Genomic DNA, 16,957 nt, shown 5'->3' with positions numbered 1-16,957 from the left:
TGGCACGGCCCTTGCTCGGAGCACAGGGCTGAGAAGTTGTAGTGCCAACCAAAAAAAACTCTAGGAGCACCACCTCATGTCGCAGACGTTTTACAAGAAAGGTTTCCTGGCACTGGCCGTGGCAACGGCACTGGGTGTTTCTTCGTATGTTCAGGCCGACGTCAAGATCGGTGTCGCGGGCCCCATGACCGGGGCGAACGCAGCGTTTGGCGAGCAGTACATGAAAGGTGCGCAGGCAGCGGCCGACAAGATCAACGCCGCCGGTGGCGTCAACGGCGAGAAAATCGTCCTGGTGGCAGGCGATGACGCCTGCGAACCGAAGCAGGCCGTGGCCGTGGCCAACCGGTTGGCCGACCAGGACAAGGTGATCGGCGTGGTAGGGCATTTCTGTTCTTCCAACACCATTCCGGCGTCCGAGGTGTATGACGAAGCGGGCATCATCGCCATTACCCCGGGCTCGACCAACCCACAAGTGACCGAACGGGGCCTGAGCGCCATGTTCCGCATGTGCGGGCGTGACGACCAGCAGGGCATCGTGGCCGGTGACTACATCGTCGACGTGCTCAAGGGCAAGAAGGTCGCGGTGCTGCACGACAAGGACACCTACGGCCAGGGCCTGGCCGATGCGACCAAGGCGCAGCTCGAGAAGCGCGGCGTCAAGCCGGTGCTGTACGAAGGCCTGACCCGTGGCGAGAAAGACTTCAGCGCCGTGGTGACCAAGATCCGCTCCACCGGTGCCGACGTGGTCTACTTCGGCGGCCTGCACCCAGAAGCCGGCCCGCTGGTCCGCCAGTTGCGCGAGCAGGGCCTCAAAGACGTCAAGTTCATGTCCGATGACGGCATCGTCACCGACGAGCTGGTGTCCACCGCCGGCGGCAAGCAGTACGTCGATGGCGTGTACATGACCTTCGGCGCCGACCCACGCCTGCTGCCAGACAGCAAGGCCGTGGTGGAAGAGTTCCGCAAAGGCGGTACCGAGCCTGAGGGCTACACCCTGTATGCGTACGCCTCGGTACAAGCGCTGGCCGCAGCCTTCAATGGCTCCAAATCCAACAAGGGCGAAGACGCCGCCAAGTGGCTCAAGGCCAACCCGGTGCAGACCGTGATGGGCGAGAAGAAGTGGGACAGCAAGGGCGACCTGACCGTGTCCGACTACGTGGTCTACCAGTGGGACAAGGAAGGCAAGTACCACCAGCTGGAAAAACAAAAATAACAACGGCAGCCCGCCCGGGCGCAGGCCCGGGCCAATGCCCCTGCGGTACCTGTCTTTATTCGGAGATCTGCACGGTTCTGCACTGCGGGGGCCGCTTTATCCGTGGCCTGCCGTGGTCGGCGCCTGTGCAGTCTCACTCAGGTGAGATTGCGTTATGGATGGTATTTTCCTGCAGCAACTGGTCAACGGCCTTACCCTCGGGTCGGTCTATGGCCTGATCGCCATCGGCTACACAATGGTCTATGGCATCATCGGCATGATCAACTTCGCGCACGGCGAGGTGTATATGATTTCCGCGTACCTCGCGGCAATCAGCCTGGCACTGCTGGCCTATTTCGGCGTCGAATCGTTCCCGCTGCTGATGCTGGGGACGCTGTTGTTCACCGTCGTCGTCACGGGCGTCTATGGCTTCACCATCGAACGCATCGCCTACAAACCCCTGCGCAACTCCACCCGCCTGGCGCCGCTGATCAGTGCCATCGGCATCTCGCTGATCCTGCAGAACTACGCGCAGATCAGCCAGGGCGCCCGCCAGCAAGGCGTACCGACCCTGCTCGAAGGGGCCTGGCGCGTCGAAGTGGGCACCGGCTTCGTGCAATTGACCTACACCAAGATCTTCATCCTGATCGCCGCATTCGTCGGCATGGGCCTGCTGACCTATGTGATCAAGTACACCAAGCTCGGCCGCATGTGCCGTGCCACCCAGCAAGACCGCAAGATGGCCTCGATCCTCGGCATCAACACCGACCGGGTGATTTCCTACGTGTTCGTCATCGGTGCGGTGATGGCCGCGCTGGCCGGCGTGCTGATCACCATGAACTACGGCACCTTCGACTTCTATGCCGGCTTCATCATCGGCATCAAGGCGTTTACCGCCGCAGTGCTCGGCGGCATCGGCTCACTACCTGGCGCCATGCTTGGCGGGATCATCCTGGGTATTTCCGAGTCGCTGTTCTCTGGCCTGATCAACTCCGACTACAAGGACGTGTTCAGCTTCTCGCTGCTGGTGATGATCCTTATCTTCCGCCCACAAGGCCTGCTGGGTCGCCCGCTCGTGGCTAAGGTGTGAACATGTCCACTGCCAAAACTGCTCCTGTTGCCGAAACCAACGGTTTCGATCTCAAACGCAGCCTGCTGGAGACGATCGTCGCCGGCCTGCTGGCACTTATCGTGTTTGGCCCGGTCGTCGGCGTGGTGCTCGATGGCTACACCTTCAATGCCGAACCGCGCCGCGTGGCTTGGCTGGTCGGCGGGGTGATGGTCGGGCGTTTTCTGCTCAGCCTGTACTTCCAGAGCGCAGCGGGCAAACGCATGCTGCAAGGCTTCGACAGCGGTGGCTCGGGCGTGCATGTCAACGCGCCGGGCTACAAGTCGCGGCTGCGCTATATCATCCCTGCGCTGGTGGTGATTGCCATCGTCTTCCCGATCTTCGCCAACAAGTACCTTTTGACTGTGGTCATCCTCGGCCTGATCTACGTGCTGCTGGGCCTTGGGCTGAACATCGTGGTCGGCCTGGCCGGCCTGCTCGACCTGGGCTACGTGGCGTTCTACGCCATCGGCGCCTACGGCCTGGCGCTGGGGTATCAGTACCTTGGCCTGGGGTTCTGGAGCGTGCTGCCACTGGCGGCCATCGCTGCGGCGCTGGCGGGGTGCATACTCGGCTTCCCGGTGCTGCGCATGCACGGTGACTACCTGGCGATCGTGACGCTGGGCTTTGGCGAGATCATCCGCCTGGTGCTGAACAACTGGTTGTCGTTCACCGGCGGGCCGAACGGCATGCCGGCACCGTCGCCGACCTTCTTCGGCTTGGAGTTTGGCCGCCGGGCCAAGGATGGCGGGGTGCCGATTCACGAGTTCCTCGGCATCGATTACAACGCCAACCTGAAGTTCGTGTTCATCTACGCCGTGCTGTTCCTGGTGGTGTTGGCAGTGCTGTACATCAAGCACCGGCTCACCCGCATGCCGGTCGGGCGCGCCTGGGAAGCGCTGCGCGAAGACGAAATCGCCTGCCGCTCGATGGGCCTGAACCATGTGCTGGTCAAGCTTTCGGCCTTCACCCTCGGTGCCTCCACCGCCGGCCTGGCCGGGGTGTTCTTTGCCACCTACCAGGGCTTCGTCAACCCGTCCTCGTTCACCTTCTTCGAGTCGGCGCTGATCCTCGCCATCGTCGTGCTCGGGGGTATGGGCTCAACAGTGGGTGTGGTGATTGCCGCATTCGTGCTGACCGTGGCGCCCGAGCTGCTGCGCAGCTTCTCCGAGTACCGCGTGCTGCTGTTTGGCGTGCTGATGGTGCTGATGATGATCTGGCGACCGCGTGGGCTGATCCGCATCAGCCGTACCGGTGTGGTCCCGCGTAAAGGAGTGGCGCCATGAGCGACGAAATCATTCTCTCGGTCGACAACCTGATGATGCAGTTTGGCGGCATCAAGGCGCTCAGCGATGTCAGCCTCAAGGTCAAGCGCAACCAGATCTTCGCCCTGATCGGCCCCAACGGTGCCGGCAAGACCACGGTGTTCAACTGCCTGACCGGGTTCTACAAGGCCAGCGGGGGGCGTATCGAGCTGAACGTGCGCGGCAACCACACCAACGTCATCCAGCTGCTCGGCGAGCGCTTCCGGGCTGCCGACTTCGTGTCGCCGGCGCGCTTTGCCAACCGCATGTACTACAAGATGTTCGGCGGTACCCACCTGGTCAACCGCGCCGGGCTGGCGCGCACGTTCCAGAACATTCGCCTGTTCAAGGAAATGTCGGTGGTGGAAAACCTGCTGGTGGCCCAGCACATGTGGGTCAACCGCAACCTGCTGGCAGGTGTGCTCAACACCAAGGGCTACCGCAAGGCCGAAAGTGACGCCCTGGACCACGCCTTCTACTGGCTTGAAGTGGTTGACCTGGTCGACTGCGCCAACCGCCTGGCCGGCGAGTTGTCGTACGGCCAGCAGCGCCGCCTGGAAATTGCCCGGGCCATGTGCACGCGGCCAAAGATCATCTGCCTGGACGAGCCGGCTGCCGGCCTCAACCCGCAGGAGACCGAGGCCTTGAGCCGCATGATCCGCGTGCTGCGTGACGAGCACGACATCACCGTGGTGTTGATCGAACACGACATGGGCATGGTCATGAGTATCTCCGACCACATTGTCGTGCTCGACCACGGCAACGTGATCGCCGAAGGCGCGCCGCAGGATATCCGCCACAACCCGACGGTGATCGCCGCCTACCTGGGTGCTGACGAAGAGGAACTGGTATGACTGCACCCATTCTCGAACTGCAGGACCTGGACGTGTTCTACGGGCCGATCCAGGCGCTGAAAAAGGTTTCGATGCACATCAACGAAGGGGAGACGGTCAGCCTGATCGGCGCCAACGGCGCTGGCAAGTCGACGCTGTTGATGTCGATTTTCGGCCAGCCGCGCGCGTCCTCTGGGCATATCGTCTACCGAGGCACCGACATCACTCGCAAGTCATCGCACTACATCGCCTCCAACGGCATTGCCCAGTCGCCGGAAGGCCGCCGGGTGTTCCCCGACATGACCGTCGAGGAAAACCTGATGATGGGCACCATCCCAATCGGCGACAAATATGCCAACGAGGATATGCAGCGCATGTTCGAGCTGTTCCCGCGGCTGAAGGAGCGCCGCAACCAGCGCGCCATGACCATGTCCGGCGGTGAGCAGCAGATGCTGGCCATCGCCCGCGCACTGATGAGCCGGCCCAAGCTGCTGCTGCTCGACGAGCCGTCGCTGGGGCTGGCGCCGATCGTGGTCAAGCAGATCTTCGCCACCCTGCGCGAACTGGCGAAGACGGGGATGACCATTTTCCTGGTGGAACAGAACGCCAACCATGCCTTGAAGCTGTCGGACCGGGCTTATGTGATGGTCAACGGGCAGATCCGCATGACCGGCACAGGGCAGGAGTTGCTGGTAAACGAAGAGGTGCGCAACGCTTACCTCGGCGGGCACTGAGTTATACCCAGGGGAGCGCAGGCTGCTCCCCTGGCGTTGATGCACATGTGGACAACTTGTCGCACATCTTTCCCGAAGCTCTCCACATTCCCCTCGCAAGCCATTGTTTCCACAGGCTGTGCTTTTCCACGGATAATGTGGAGCCGCCTGTGGAAAACATGGTGGCATGTCGCTGCACCCCTTTGAATTCAATGGCTGCATAGGTTTGATCATAATTTGATCATAAGGCCCTTGTGGATGATTTTCTGAGTGTTTTCTACACAGCAAGGATCGCCTGGCACCGCGCCATACTTCTGTGGATAACTCTGTGAAAAACCCTTGGACAGACCGCTGCAGGCGGCATGCTTGAAAGCCTTGAGCCATCACTTCAAAGGTCGAAGGAGACCGCATTACGCTGAAAGGGTTCCGCTACCAGGCGAAGTTGCCCCCAATCCGTGGGGAAAGGCTTGTGGATAACATGCGCATAGCTACCGCCAAGGCCTCTGCCACGGGGCTTTGCGGATAATGTACAAAAAATGACCATATCATTGAGCGGCTTGCTGACAGCGCCAGGCGCGGGCATGCTGCAAACCCTGCCGACGACAATTCACTGCGAGGAACAGAGCATGACGTCCACCGTATTCATCACTGGCGCGACTTCCGGTTTTGGCGAGGCGACCGCTCGCCTGTTCGCCGACGCCGGCTGGAAGCTGGTCCTCACCGGTCGCCGCAAGGAGCGCCTGGACGCCCTGTGCGCCGAACTGTCGGCCAAGACCGAGGTGCATGGCCTGGTGCTCGATGTGCGTGACCGCAAGGCCATGGAGCAGGCCATCGCCAACCTGCCGGCCGGCTTCGACAAGCTGCGCGGCCTGGTCAACAACGCAGGCCTGGCGCTGGGCGTGGATGCGGCGCAGAACTGCAGCCTGGACGACTGGGAAACCATGGTCGACACCAACATCAAGGGCCTGATGTACACCACCCGCCTGCTGCTGCCACGCCTGATCGCCCACGGCCGTGGGGCGTCGGTCCTCAATGTGGGTTCGGTGGCGGGCAATTACCCATATCCGGGCAGCAACGTATACGGCGGCACCAAGGCATTCGTCGGCCAGTTCTCGCTGAGCTTGCGCTGCGACTTGCGCGGCACGGGCGTACGCGTCAGCAACATCGAGCCGGGGCTGTGCGAGAGCGAATTCTCGCTGGTACGTTTCGGTGGGGACCAGGCCAAGTACGACGCGACCTACGCGGGTGCCGAGCCAATCCAGCCGCAGGACATTGCCGAAACCATCTTCTGGATCATGAACCAGCCGGCGCACATCAACATCAACAGCCTCGAGTTGATGCCGGTGAGCCAGGACTGGGCTGGGTTCTCTATCGACCGTTCGGCCAAGGGCTGATGCGAAAGCTGATAGCACACGTGTAGGAGCGGCTTCAGCCGCGAACACCGGCGAAGCCGGTGCCACCCACCGCGGCGCCTGCTTCGCGGCTGAAGCCGCTCCCACAGGGTATGCGGCGCGCTCGCGGGCTTTGTTATCTGCTCGACAGCGCAGCCTGAAGGGCTGGGTAATCTCCCAGGAGTAAGCGGCGCCGCAACACCTGTGGGAGCCGGCTTGCCGGCGGATACGTCAGCCCAGGCGCTGCAAGCCTTCCAGGCAGGTCGCAAGGTGATAGGGGGTAGTCGAAGGCATGTCATGCCGGCTGACGGCGCCCTCACCATCCCGGCACTCATACCAGCCACCTTCATGCAGGAACCGTTGTTCCATTGCCTGCAATTGCTCAGCAAGCTTCGCTTCGCTTCCCGGACGCAACGCCAGCGCTCGAAGATACTCGGCCTGCGCCCAGACCCGCTGGGTGGCGTCGATCACCTTGCCATCCACATCCAGCATCGCCAGCACGGCGGCATGCTTCACACCGTACTGTTGCGCATAGCCGAATGCCCGGTCGATGGACGCATGCAGCGGCGTACCGCGCAGCAGCGTCGAGGTTTCGAGCAGGTAGAACCACTCGAACTGATGCCCCGGCTCGAACCAGTTATCCACAGCGCCACGCGGTTTCTCCAGCATCAGGCCATGTTGCGGTTCGATGAAGTGCGCCTGCAGGGCTTCGCACAGCGCCAGCAACGCCTGTTGCACGCCCTTATCATCACGCACGGCGATGACCTGTAAAAAGGCTTCTGCCAAATGCATCTGCGGGTTTTGCAACGGCCCGCTGCCGAGGTCTGACCAGTCTTCACCGAGGCTCGCCTCGTACAGGCCATCATCGCGGGCGAACTGCTCGCTGACGATCTCCAACGCTGCATTCAGCGCCGATTCCACCAACCCTTCTCGTACCTTGCCCCAGTAATGCGCGCAGGCAAACACGATGAACGCGTGGGTGTAGAGGTCTTTGCGCCGGTCCAGCGGTTTGCCGTCGGCATCGATGCTGTAGAACCAGCCGCCGTGTTCGGCGTCGTGGAAATGCTGCTGCAGTGAGCGGAACAGCGCCGCTGCCCGCTCTGCCGCGCCCGGTTGCTCGATGCGGCTGCTGAACAGGTACAACTGGCGTGCGCAGGCCATAGCCCGGTAGCGCTGCACGGGCAGTGGCCGGTGCTGGGCATCCAGCGCCTCGTAGGGCAGGGCCATTTCGGCGTTCCAGCCCGGGCCTTGCCACAGCGGCACGATGCGCTCGGCGAAGTGCTGGTTGAAGCGGGCCAGTTCGGGCAGAGTGGGGCGGGGGTCGGACATGAATGCGCTCGTCACAATCGGGCAGTGCGCCATGGTAGCAGAACTGCGCTTCAGCCCGGGTTGCCCAGGCCCTGCCAATGCCGCGCACCGACGAAGATGAAGCGCAATTGCTGGGTGATCTTCTCGCGCGCGCTCAGCGCCTGTGGATAACCTTGTTGCGGGTCATCGATCAGTTCGGGCAGGGTGGCAAATACCGTCTTCACCACCAGGTCGGCCATCACCGCCAAGGCCGCGTTGTCCAGGTGCTGCCAGCGTTTCATGCGCGCAAGGTCTGTGGACAGGTCGTTGCTGATGCCCTGGCGCAGGCGGGCGATGGCCTGGCGTACCGCCTGCGAACCACCGTACTGCTCGCGGGCGAGGAAGAGGAACTGCGCGCGGTGGGCGGCGACCACGTCGAGGAAGATACGCACAGAGGCATCGGTAATGCCGCCCAGTTCGAATTCGTTGTGCCGCACCAGGCGGATGGTCTGGCGGAAGGTGTCATCGACTTCGGCCACCAGGGCCAGGCCCAGTGCGTCCATGTCGGGGAAATGCCGGTAGAAACCGGTGGGCACGATGCCGGCGGCCTTGGCCACTTCGCGCAGGCTGATGCTGCCGAAGCCGCGGCCGCTCTCCATGAGCTGGCAAGCCGCATCGAGCAGGGCCTGGCGGGTCTGTAGCTTCTGTTCGGCGCGCGGCAGCATGGTGCAGGATTCTGTGACAGTGAAGCTGGGCACTCTAGTTAAAAAAACAAAGCCCGGTCAATGGACCGGGCTTGGAGGGGAACAGGCGCAAAGCTGCAAGTTGTTCTTTTCGGCCATGGTTATCAGCTCACACGGCTGATTTCGATCAGGCGATCCGAGCCACCTTCAGCAACGCGGCCACTTTGTTCGATCAGGCGATCCGAACCACCTTCAGCAACGCGGCCACTTTGTTCGATCAGGCGATCCGAGCCACCTTCGGCAACGCGGCCACTTTGTTCGATCAGGCGATCCGAGCCGCCTTCGGCAACGCGGCCACTTTGTTCGATCAGGCGATCCGAACCGCCTTCAGCAACGCGGCCACTTTGTTCGATCAGGCGATCAGAGCCGCCTTCGGCAACGCGGCCACTTTGTTCGATCAGGCGATCCGAGCCACCTTCTGCAACACGGCCAGCGCGTTCCTGCAGGCGCTCGGCGCCACCTTCGGCAACGGTTTTCAACGGTTGGGCGATTTCAGCGGCGCTGGAGCGCGATTCCGCAGTCAGGTGTTGGTCGGCAGCTGGCAAGGCGAAGGCGTTGGCAGCAAGAAGGGACAGAGTCAGGGTCAGCAGGTGGCGTTTCATGATTTCGGTGCTCCTCTCGGGGGCTGGAAAGTGGGTACGGAGCCAATGCTACGCCCGGTAACGCCAGAGAGAAGTTCATACGGGTAATGGTAACAATCGACGTTATTGATAGCGCACCGCGAGCGCTCTAGGGTGCAGATTTCGGGGTGGTGCGTGGCTGTTTGCCAGTAGCGTGCCCCTGGTGTGCGATGCATCCGTCACGAGGGAAAGCTGAGCCGGGAGCCAGGAAAAACTTCGCTATCATGGCCGCAATCGATAAAACCCAGAGGGTTTTCATCAGTCCGAAACAATGAGTGCCCTTGTTGCGCCCGTTTTGCGCCAAGCCGTCAGGAGAATCACGCAATGACGCGTCCCGCCAGAATCCTCGTCTGGACCTTAACCAGCCTGCTGACCCTGCTGGCAATATTGGTGGTGGTAATCGCCACTTTCGACTGGAACCGCGTCAAGCCGTTGCTCAACGAGAAGGTCTCCGAAGCCTTGCACCGGCCCTTCGCGATCAATGGCAACCTCGCCGTGCACTGGCGTACCGAGCCCGAAGAGGGTGGATGGCGCGCCTGGGTGCCGTGGCCGCATTTCATTGCCGAAGACCTTACCCTGGGCAACCCTGAGTGGCTCAAGCAGCCGAAGATGGTCGGCCTGGAGCGTGTGCAGTTCCGCCTGGCGCCGCTGCCGCTGGTATTCCAGCAGATCGTCATCCCCCGCATCGACTTGGTGAAACCCACCGCCAGCCTCACTCGCCTGGCTGATGGGCGCGCCAACTGGGCCTTCGATTTCGGCCCCAAGGACGAGAACGCAGAACCCTCCAAGTGGCAATTGGATATCGGCGCCATCGGCTTTGACCAGGGCAATGTCAGCTTCGACGACCAGACGCTGAAAACCAGCATGAAGGTGCAGATCGACCCGCTGGGCAAACCGATCCCGTTCAGCGATATCGTCGGCAAGGCCCGTGCGGAAAAGGCCAGCGGTACCCAGGACTACGCTTTCGGGCTCAAGGCCCAGGGCCGCTACAAGGGCCAGGCGGTTTCCGGCACGGGCAAGATCGGCGGCCTGCTGGCGCTGCAGGATGCCACCCAGCCGTTCCCCTTGCAGGCTGATGTGCGGATTGCCGATACCCACGTGGTGCTCGCGGGCACCCTGACCGACCCGCGCAACTTTGGCGCCCTGGACCTTCGCCTGCGCCTGTCCGGCGCTAGCCTGGGCAACCTCTACCCATTGACGGGCGTCACGCTGCCAGACACCCCAGCCTATGAAACCGACGGCCACCTCACCGCCAACCTGCATGCGGCCGAAGGCGCCACCTTCAATTACCAGGGCTTCAACGGCAAGATCGGCGACAGCGATATTCACGGTGACCTGGCCTTTGTCGCCAGCCAGCCACGGCCCAAGCTTTCCGGCAAGCTGGTCTCCAACCAGCTGCTGTTCAAGGACTTGGCGCCGCTGATCGGCGCCGATTCCAACGCCGAACAGAAGGCCCGCGGCGGTGCCAGCAAGCAGCCGGCAGGCAAGGTGCTGCCCGTGGAAGAATTCCGCACCGAACGCTGGCGCGCCATGGACGCCGACGTCGAGTTTGCTGGCAAGCGCATCGTCCACAGTGAACAGTTGCCGTTCAACGACCTGTCGGCCCACGTGATTCTCGAAGACGGCCTGTTGCGCCTGGAGCCACTGCGCTTTGGCGTGGCCGGGGGTAACCTGGCGTCGAGGATCCGCCTGGACGGGCGCAGTGTGCCGTTGCAAGGCAGGGCGCGACTGACTGCGCGTGGTTTCAAGCTCAAGCAACTGTTCCCAACCTTTGCGCCGATGCAGACCAGCTTTGGCGAGCTCAACGGCGATGCTGACATCAGTGGCCGCGGCAACTCGGTGGCCGCGCTGCTGGGCACGGCCAATGGCGACCTGCGCATGCTGATCAACGATGGGGCGGTAAGCCGCAGCCTGATGGAGATCGCCGGGTTGAACGTGGGCAACTATGTAGTCGGCAAGCTGTTCGGCGACGAAGATGTGCAGATCAACTGCGCAGCGGCGGATGTCGGGATCAAGGACGGCCTGGCGACAACCCGCCTGTTCATCTTCGATACCGAGAACGCGATCATCTACATCAATGGCACGGCCAACTTTGCCAGTGAGCAATTGGACCTGAAGATCACCCCGGAGTCGAAAGGTGTGCGGCTGTTCTCGCTGCGTTCGCCACTTTATGTGCGCGGGGCGTTTGCCAAGCCGAGTGCCGGTGTGCAGGCACTGCCGCTGGCGTTGCGCGGGGCGGGGATGGTGGCGCTTGGGGTAGTTGCGGGCCCGGCGGCGGGGCTGCTGGCGCTGGTGGCGCCGAGCAGTGGCGATGAGCCTAACCAGTGCACGCCGTTGCTGCAGCAGATGAAGGCTGGCAAAGCGCCAGCTACGGTGAAGAGCAAGAAATAGTGCAAGGGGGGGCCGCTTTGCGGCCCATTCGCGGCACAAGGCCGCTCCCACAGGTACTCCGCAAACTTTGAACTTAGCGGTGAACCTGTGGGAGCGGCCTTGTGTTGCGAATGGGGCGCAGCGCGCCCCCAAAAATTACAGCCCTTGCAGCAGGTCGGCCATATCGTCCGCGTGCTCTTCTTCCTGCGCCAGGATGTCTTCAAAGATGCGCCGCGTGGTCGGGTCGCTGTCACCAATGTACTGGATGATCTCCCGGTAGCTGTCGATCGCAATGCGCTCGGCTACCAGGTCCTCCAGCACCATTTCCCTAAGGTTGCTGCCCGCCACGTACTGGGCATGGGAATTCTTGGTCAGGTTGTCCGGGTTGAAGTCCGGCTCGCCACCCAGCTGCACGATGCGCTCGGCCAGCTTGTCGGCATGCTCGTTTTCCTGGTTGGCATGCTCGAGGAACTCTTCGGCAGCAGCGCTCGCCTTGATACCGCTGGCCATGAAGTAGTGGCGCTTGTAGCGCAGCACGCAGACCAGCTCAGTTGCCAGCGACTCGTTGAGCAGGCGCAGGATTTCATCGCGGTTGGCGTGGTAACCCTCGGTCACCGCGCCTTGCTCTACGTGCTGGCGGGCACGATTGCGCAGGGTTTGCACATCGGTCAGTTCAACGTTGCTCATGGTTATCTCCAAAAGATCAGGGACGGGTGGTCAAGGTGTGGCGTAGGCTCACGCGCCGTGTACGGCTTCGCTGTCCTCTTCTCGTTGCTTGCAGGTCTTGAAGCCCTTCGCATCGACATGGCCGGTGGCGTCGAAGCGCACGTAGTAAGCCTGCTGGTGGCCATCGCGGTTGAGGATGTAGTCGTTGCAGGTGCCCCCGTGTGGCAGGTCGATCACGTTCGACGGGCTACCGCCAATGGCGATGACCTTCTGCATGGTCATGCCGTTCTCCACTTGCTTGACCAGCGGTTGGTCGCGGTAGGTGGCGTAGTCCACAGGGTTTTCCGGGTGGCTGCCGCACGCGGCCAGGGTGGCGCTGGCCAGAAGGATTGCCAGGGTCTGCTTGTACATGGTCCCGCTCCTTGCTCAGGGTCTGTCTGGTTTGGAACCGCGCGGCGAGTCAGGAGTTCGATTGCGATGGTCATCAAAGCCCCTGTAGTGTTCACCGGTCGTCCACGGAAAGGGGCTGGGGCTATGCAGCGGGAATTGGCCACGCGATATCCATTGGTGCTGGTGCCGGGCATGCTCGGTTTTGTCCGCGTGCTGCTGTACCCCTACTGGTTCGGCATCGTGGCAGCCCTGCGCAAGGGCGGGGCGCAGGTGTTCCCCGTGCAGGTCTCGCCGCTGCATTGCAGCGAAGTGCGCGGTGAGCAACTGTTGGCGATCATCGAAGACATCTGCCAGCGCACCGGAGCCGATAAGGTCAACCTGATCGGCCATAGCCAGGGCGCCCTGGACGCGCGCTATGCCGCTGCCCGGCGGCCTGACCGGGTGGCGTCGGTGACGTCAGTGGCAGGGCCCAACCATGGCTCGGAACTGGCCGACCACCTGGAGCGTACGGCACCGGGCGACTCACCCCAGGGGCGCATCCTCAAGGCCGTGTTGCACGGCCTGGCGGTGCTGTTGGTGTGGCTTGAAACCGGCTGGCGGCGCGACCCGTTGCCGATCGACGTGCACGCCTCGCACCAGGCGCTGACCAGCGCCGGAGTGGCGCTGTTCAACCAGGCTTATCCACAGGGGTTGCCCGAAACCTGGGGCGGTCAAGGGCCGGCCCAGGTCAGCGGCGTACGCTACTACTCCTGGTCAGGCACTCTGCAGCCCGGCCTGACCGACCAAGGCCGTAATCGCTTTGACGGCAGCAACCGCTTTTGCCGCCTGTTCGCTCGCAGCTTCGTCAAGGAAAAAGGCCATTGCGACGGCATGGTCGGCCGCTTCAGTTCACATCTGGGGCAGGTGATCGGTGACAACTACCCGCTCGATCACCTGGACATCGTCAACCAGTCACTGGGCGCGGTGGGCAAGGGCGCCGAGCCGGTGCGCCTGTTTACCGAACATGCCGCCCGGCTCAAAGCTGCGGGGCTGTAATTTTGCCAAGCACCGGGGTGGTCCAGCGCTCGGCAAGGATCACCCCGACCAGGGTCAGCAGGCCGCCGACCAGGTGGTAGCTCGCCAGTTGTTCGTCGAGTACCGCAGCAGCAATCAGTGCGGTCACCAGTGGCAGCAGGTTGAAGAACAGCGTCGTGCGGCTGGGGCCTAGGCGGTGCACGGCCTGCATCCACACCAGCGGCGCGATCATCGAGGCCAGTACACAGGCGTACAGCACCAGGCCGGCGTTGTGAACGTTCAGGCCGGTCTTCTCCGACAGCAGGAACAGCGGCAACAACACGATGATCGCCACCACTACCTGCAGATACAGCAGCTGCAAAGGCGGCAAGCGCAACTGCCATTTTTTCAGCAGGAAGCTATAAAACGCGTAAGCCAGGGTGGCCACCAGCATCAGCAGGTCGCCGCTGTTCAGGCCTTGTTCCAGCAGGATGCCCGGCTGGCCTGCGGAGACGACTTCCAGTACACCCACGAACGAGACCACGGCTCCGGCCAGCGCCCCATAGCTCAGGCGCTGCCCCAGCCAAGCGATGGACAGTGCCAGTGACATCAATGGCATCAGCGACAGAATGATGCCCATGTTGGTGGCGCTGGTGATGCTGGCGGCGAAGTACGCCAGGCTCTGGTAGATCGCCATGCCTAGTACCCCGAGCACGGCAATCTTGCCCAAGTGCGGGCGGATGGCCGCGCGGTTGCGCCACACGGCCGGCAGCAGGAACGGGGTGAACAGCAGCCCGGCCAGCAGCCACCGGTAAAAGCCGATCTCGGCAGGGTGGATGGCACCGGCGGACAGCTTGGTGACCACGGTATTGCCGGCCCAGATGAGGATAGCGGTGAGGGGGAAGAGGTAATTCATGTTCAGGTGATGCTCTGGGGGAAGACAGTAATCCTGGGGCTGCCAAGCAGCACCCGATAGCACACTATTATCCGTTGTCTGTCCGCACGCCTATACTCGTATCCAGACAACCTGCCCCTTGAAGCAGACAGCATGCCGCGTAAATACCTCGACATCCCCCAGTTCGACCAGCTCCCGGCGCCAGTGTACTTTCGCCATGACGAGTTCGGCGCCGACACCCATAGCGCACCTCATCGGCATGCCTGGGGCCAGCTCAACTACACGGCCCACGGCGTCATGCACCTGGATGTCGACGGCCAGCGCTTCCTCTCGCCGCCGCACTACGCCGTTTGGGTACCACCGGGCACCGAGCATGGCTGCTACAACCCCCAGGCCATCGTCTACCGCTCGGTCTACCTGGACCGCAGCCTGTGCAACGAGCTGCCGCAGCAGCCCTGCAGCCTGGTGATCAGCGATATCCTCAAGGCGATCCTCGGCGACTTCGCCCGGCGTGACCTGAAAGTGGCACAGGGCGAGCGCGACCAGCGCCTGGTGCAGGTGCTGCTCGACCAGCTGCTGCTGGCGCCGACGCAGACCTGCTACCTGCCCTTCGCCCACAGCGAGGGCCTGCGCCAGGTGCTTGATGCCCTGGGTGCCGAGCCGGGCAACAACCGCCCGCTGGCCGAATGGGCAGCGCGGGTGCACGTGAGCGAGCGCACCCTGGCTCGGCAGTTTCTGCGGGAGCTGGGCATCAGTTTCGGCGAGTGGCGCCTGCGCCTGCGGTTTCTGCGGGCCATCGAAGCGTTGGAGGCGGGCGAGCCAATCCAGGCGATTGCCTTCGACCTCGGCTACAGCAGCGCCTCGGCCTTCATCGCCATGTTCCAGCGCCAGGCCCAGTGCACGCCGGAGCAGTACCGGCGCCAGGCCCGGGCGGGAGTGTAAAAATTCTTGTCTACACTGACGTGCACTACCGTGCATCGGGCGCGGAGCCAAGGAGACCACTCCATGAAGATGCTGCAAATGCCATTGCTGGTGTTGGCTGTGTTGTTCAGCGCGCAGGGATTCGCCGCCACCGCGCAGCAGGAAAAGATGACTTCGTGCAATGCCGACGCCTCGGCCAAGGCGCTCAAGGGCGATGAGCGCAAGGCGTTCATGAGCACCTGCCTGAAAAAGAGCGTGCCGGCCACCCAGCAGGAAAAGATGAAGACCTGCAACGCCGATGCTTCCACCAAGGCGCTCAAGGGCGACGAGCGCAAGGCGTACATGAGCGACTGCCTGAAGAAGAAATGACCTGCGCCTATGCCTGTCGGTCGAAGGCTGGCAGACTGCGGGTCTTTCCGCTGTCTGCCGCCGAGGCTGTATGACCTTCACCCCCCGCCAGATTACCCTTGCCAGCCTGATCATCGTGATGGCCGGGCTTCTGCTGGCACTCCCCATGAAGTTGCTCCCAAGCCTGCTGGCCGGGCTGCTGGTGTTCGAACTGGTCAACATGCTCACGCCGCGGCTGCAACCGCTGATCGCCGGCCAGCGAGCGCGCTGGCTGGCGGTGGCGCTGCTTGGCACGCTCGTGGTGATTACTCTGGCGCTGCTGATCGCCGGTGCGTTCAGCTTCCTGCTGCATGAGGCGGAGAACCCTGGCGCCTCGCTGGACAAGTTCATGGCCCTGGTCGAGCGTGCCCGTGGCCAGTTGCCGCCCTTCATCGAAGGCTACCTGCCGGCCAGTGCCGCCGAGTTCAAGGTGGCCATCGGTGACTGGATCAAGAGCCACCTGAGCGACCTGCAGCTGGTCGGCAAGGGCATGGCGCACATGTTCGTCACCCTGTTGATCGGCATGATCCTCGGGGCCATCATCGCCCTGCAGCGCATCCCTGACATTTCCCGACGCAAGCCGCTGGCCGCAGCGCTGTTCGAGCGCCTGAGCCTGCTGGTTCAGGCATTTCGCAACATCGTTTTCGCGCAGATCAAGATCTCCCTGCTGAACACCGCGTTCACCGGTGTTTTCCTGGCCGTGGTGCTGCCGTCGTTCGGCGTGCACCTGCCGCTGACCAAGACGCTGATCGTGCTGACCTTCCTGCTGGGGCTGCTGCCGGTGATCGGCAACCTGATGTCCAACACGCTGATCACCATCGTCGGCCTGTCGTTGTCGATCTGGGTGGCGGCGGCGGCGCTGGGGTATCTGATCGTTATCCACAAGGTCGAGTACTTCCTCAACGCGCGGATTGTCGGCGGGCAGATCAGTGCCAAGGCCTGGGAGCTGTTGCTGGCGATGCTGGTGTTCGAGGCGGCGTTCGGTTTGCCGGGAGTGGTGGCGGGGCCGGTCTACTATGCCTACCTGAAGAGTGAGTTGCGGCGGGCTGAGCTGGTCTGAGGTTAGGGGGCCAGTACCGGCCTCATCGCCGGCAAGCCGGCTCCTACAGGAATGACACCGCCCTCAGGCTTGTGCTATCCCTGT

General features: G+C 62.7%; 17 protein-coding genes. 11 read left to right on the top strand and 6 right to left on the bottom strand.

The features are described from left to right. Nucleotides 1–76 precede the first annotated feature (76 nt). The 6 genes from ACFY68_RS00470 (at nucleotide 77) to ACFY68_RS00445 (ending at nucleotide 6,544) form a co-directional block, all read left to right on the top strand. Nucleotides 77–1,213: a branched-chain amino acid ABC transporter substrate-binding protein gene (locus ACFY68_RS00470; protein WP_387522503.1), complete on the top strand. Its 1,137-nt coding sequence runs from the start codon at nucleotides 77–79 to the stop codon at nucleotides 1,211–1,213. A gap of 154 nt (nucleotides 1,214–1,367) precedes the next feature. Further along, nucleotides 1,368–2,282, top strand: a complete 915-nt coding sequence (locus ACFY68_RS00465; protein ID WP_016501863.1) for a branched-chain amino acid ABC transporter permease — start codon at nucleotides 1,368–1,370, stop codon at nucleotides 2,280–2,282. Between the two features lie 2 nt (nucleotides 2,283–2,284). Next, on the top strand, nucleotides 2,285–3,586 hold the full coding sequence (gene livM, locus ACFY68_RS00460; protein ID WP_387522501.1) for a high-affinity branched-chain amino acid ABC transporter permease LivM: 1,302 nt from the start codon (nucleotides 2,285–2,287) through the stop codon (nucleotides 3,584–3,586). Beyond that, entirely contained in the window at nucleotides 3,583–4,458 is an 876-nt protein-coding gene (locus ACFY68_RS00455; RefSeq protein ID WP_346614787.1) for an ATP-binding cassette domain-containing protein, read from the top strand. The genes livM and ACFY68_RS00455 overlap by 4 nt, the downstream gene beginning before the upstream one ends. Further along, complete coding sequence (locus ACFY68_RS00450) at nucleotides 4,455–5,171, top strand: ABC transporter ATP-binding protein (protein WP_346614786.1); 717 nt, start codon at nucleotides 4,455–4,457, stop codon at nucleotides 5,169–5,171. The genes ACFY68_RS00455 and ACFY68_RS00450 overlap by 4 nt, the downstream gene beginning before the upstream one ends. Before the next feature lie 605 nt (nucleotides 5,172–5,776). Next, nucleotides 5,777–6,544: an SDR family oxidoreductase gene (locus ACFY68_RS00445; RefSeq protein WP_387522498.1), complete on the top strand. Its 768-nt coding sequence runs from the start codon at nucleotides 5,777–5,779 to the stop codon at nucleotides 6,542–6,544. 228 nt (nucleotides 6,545–6,772) lie between these two features. Here ACFY68_RS00445 and ACFY68_RS00440 read toward each other — a convergent pair whose 3' ends face one another. From ACFY68_RS00440 to ACFY68_RS00430, 3 genes are all read right to left on the bottom strand, one after another. Then, nucleotides 6,773–7,870: an AGE family epimerase/isomerase gene (locus ACFY68_RS00440; RefSeq protein ID WP_387522496.1), complete on the bottom strand. Its 1,098-nt coding sequence runs from the start codon at nucleotides 7,868–7,870 to the stop codon at nucleotides 6,773–6,775. A gap of 50 nt (nucleotides 7,871–7,920) precedes the next feature. Next, nucleotides 7,921–8,553 (bottom strand): TetR family transcriptional regulator, encoded by a 633-nt coding sequence (locus ACFY68_RS00435; protein WP_346614784.1) that lies wholly within the window; start codon nucleotides 8,551–8,553, stop codon nucleotides 7,921–7,923. Between the two features lie 122 nt (nucleotides 8,554–8,675). Then, entirely contained in the window at nucleotides 8,676–9,173 is a 498-nt protein-coding gene (locus ACFY68_RS00430) for a phage infection protein (RefSeq protein ID WP_387522494.1), read from the bottom strand. Between the two features lie 342 nt (nucleotides 9,174–9,515). Between ACFY68_RS00430 and ACFY68_RS00425 the strand changes: the two genes are divergently transcribed. Then, a complete protein-coding gene (locus tag ACFY68_RS00425; protein WP_387522492.1) occupies nucleotides 9,516–11,582 on the top strand; it encodes an AsmA family protein in 2,067 nt (688 codons plus the stop codon). A 135-nt stretch (nucleotides 11,583–11,717) separates the two neighbouring features. Here the strand turns inward: ACFY68_RS00425 and ACFY68_RS00420 are convergent, their stop codons facing one another. Next, a complete protein-coding gene (locus ACFY68_RS00420) occupies nucleotides 11,718–12,248 on the bottom strand; it encodes a ferritin-like domain-containing protein (RefSeq protein WP_346614781.1) in 531 nt (176 codons plus the stop codon). A 48-nt stretch (nucleotides 12,249–12,296) separates the two neighbouring features. Next, nucleotides 12,297–12,638 carry an osmotically-inducible lipoprotein OsmE gene (osmE, locus tag ACFY68_RS00415; RefSeq protein ID WP_346614780.1) on the bottom strand — a complete coding sequence of 114 codons (342 nt, stop codon included), beginning with the start codon at nucleotides 12,636–12,638 and terminating at the stop codon, nucleotides 12,297–12,299. 123 nt (nucleotides 12,639–12,761) lie between these two features. On the opposite strand from osmE, the gene ACFY68_RS00410 reads away from it, so the two are divergent. Continuing rightward, nucleotides 12,762–13,652, top strand: coding sequence for an alpha/beta fold hydrolase (locus ACFY68_RS00410; protein WP_387522490.1), 891 nt, complete (start codon nucleotides 12,762–12,764; stop codon nucleotides 13,650–13,652). Here the strand turns inward: ACFY68_RS00410 and ACFY68_RS00405 are convergent. Next, nucleotides 13,633–14,526 (bottom strand): DMT family transporter, encoded by an 894-nt coding sequence (locus ACFY68_RS00405; RefSeq protein WP_387522488.1) that lies wholly within the window; start codon nucleotides 14,524–14,526, stop codon nucleotides 13,633–13,635. The genes ACFY68_RS00410 and ACFY68_RS00405 overlap by 20 nt on opposite strands. A gap of 132 nt (nucleotides 14,527–14,658) precedes the next feature. Between ACFY68_RS00405 and ACFY68_RS00400 the strand changes: the two genes are divergently transcribed. The 3 genes from ACFY68_RS00400 (at nucleotide 14,659) to ACFY68_RS00390 (ending at nucleotide 16,873) form a co-directional block, all read left to right on the top strand. Continuing rightward, nucleotides 14,659–15,447 (top strand): AraC family transcriptional regulator, encoded by a 789-nt coding sequence (locus tag ACFY68_RS00400; protein WP_387522486.1) that lies wholly within the window; start codon nucleotides 14,659–14,661, stop codon nucleotides 15,445–15,447. A gap of 63 nt (nucleotides 15,448–15,510) precedes the next feature. After that, nucleotides 15,511–15,795 carry a PsiF family protein gene (locus ACFY68_RS00395; RefSeq protein WP_387522484.1) on the top strand — a complete coding sequence of 95 codons (285 nt, stop codon included), beginning with the start codon at nucleotides 15,511–15,513 and terminating at the stop codon, nucleotides 15,793–15,795. A 70-nt stretch (nucleotides 15,796–15,865) separates the two neighbouring features. Continuing rightward, nucleotides 15,866–16,873 (top strand): AI-2E family transporter, encoded by a 1,008-nt coding sequence (locus ACFY68_RS00390; protein WP_387522482.1) that lies wholly within the window; start codon nucleotides 15,866–15,868, stop codon nucleotides 16,871–16,873. Nucleotides 16,874–16,957 lie beyond the last annotated feature (84 nt).

This window comes from Pseudomonas sp. NPDC012596 (assembly GCF_042902325.1).
Taxonomy (GTDB): Bacteria; Pseudomonadota; Gammaproteobacteria; order Pseudomonadales; family Pseudomonadaceae; genus Aquipseudomonas.
This window is presented reverse-complemented; position numbering and strand designations above follow the sequence as displayed.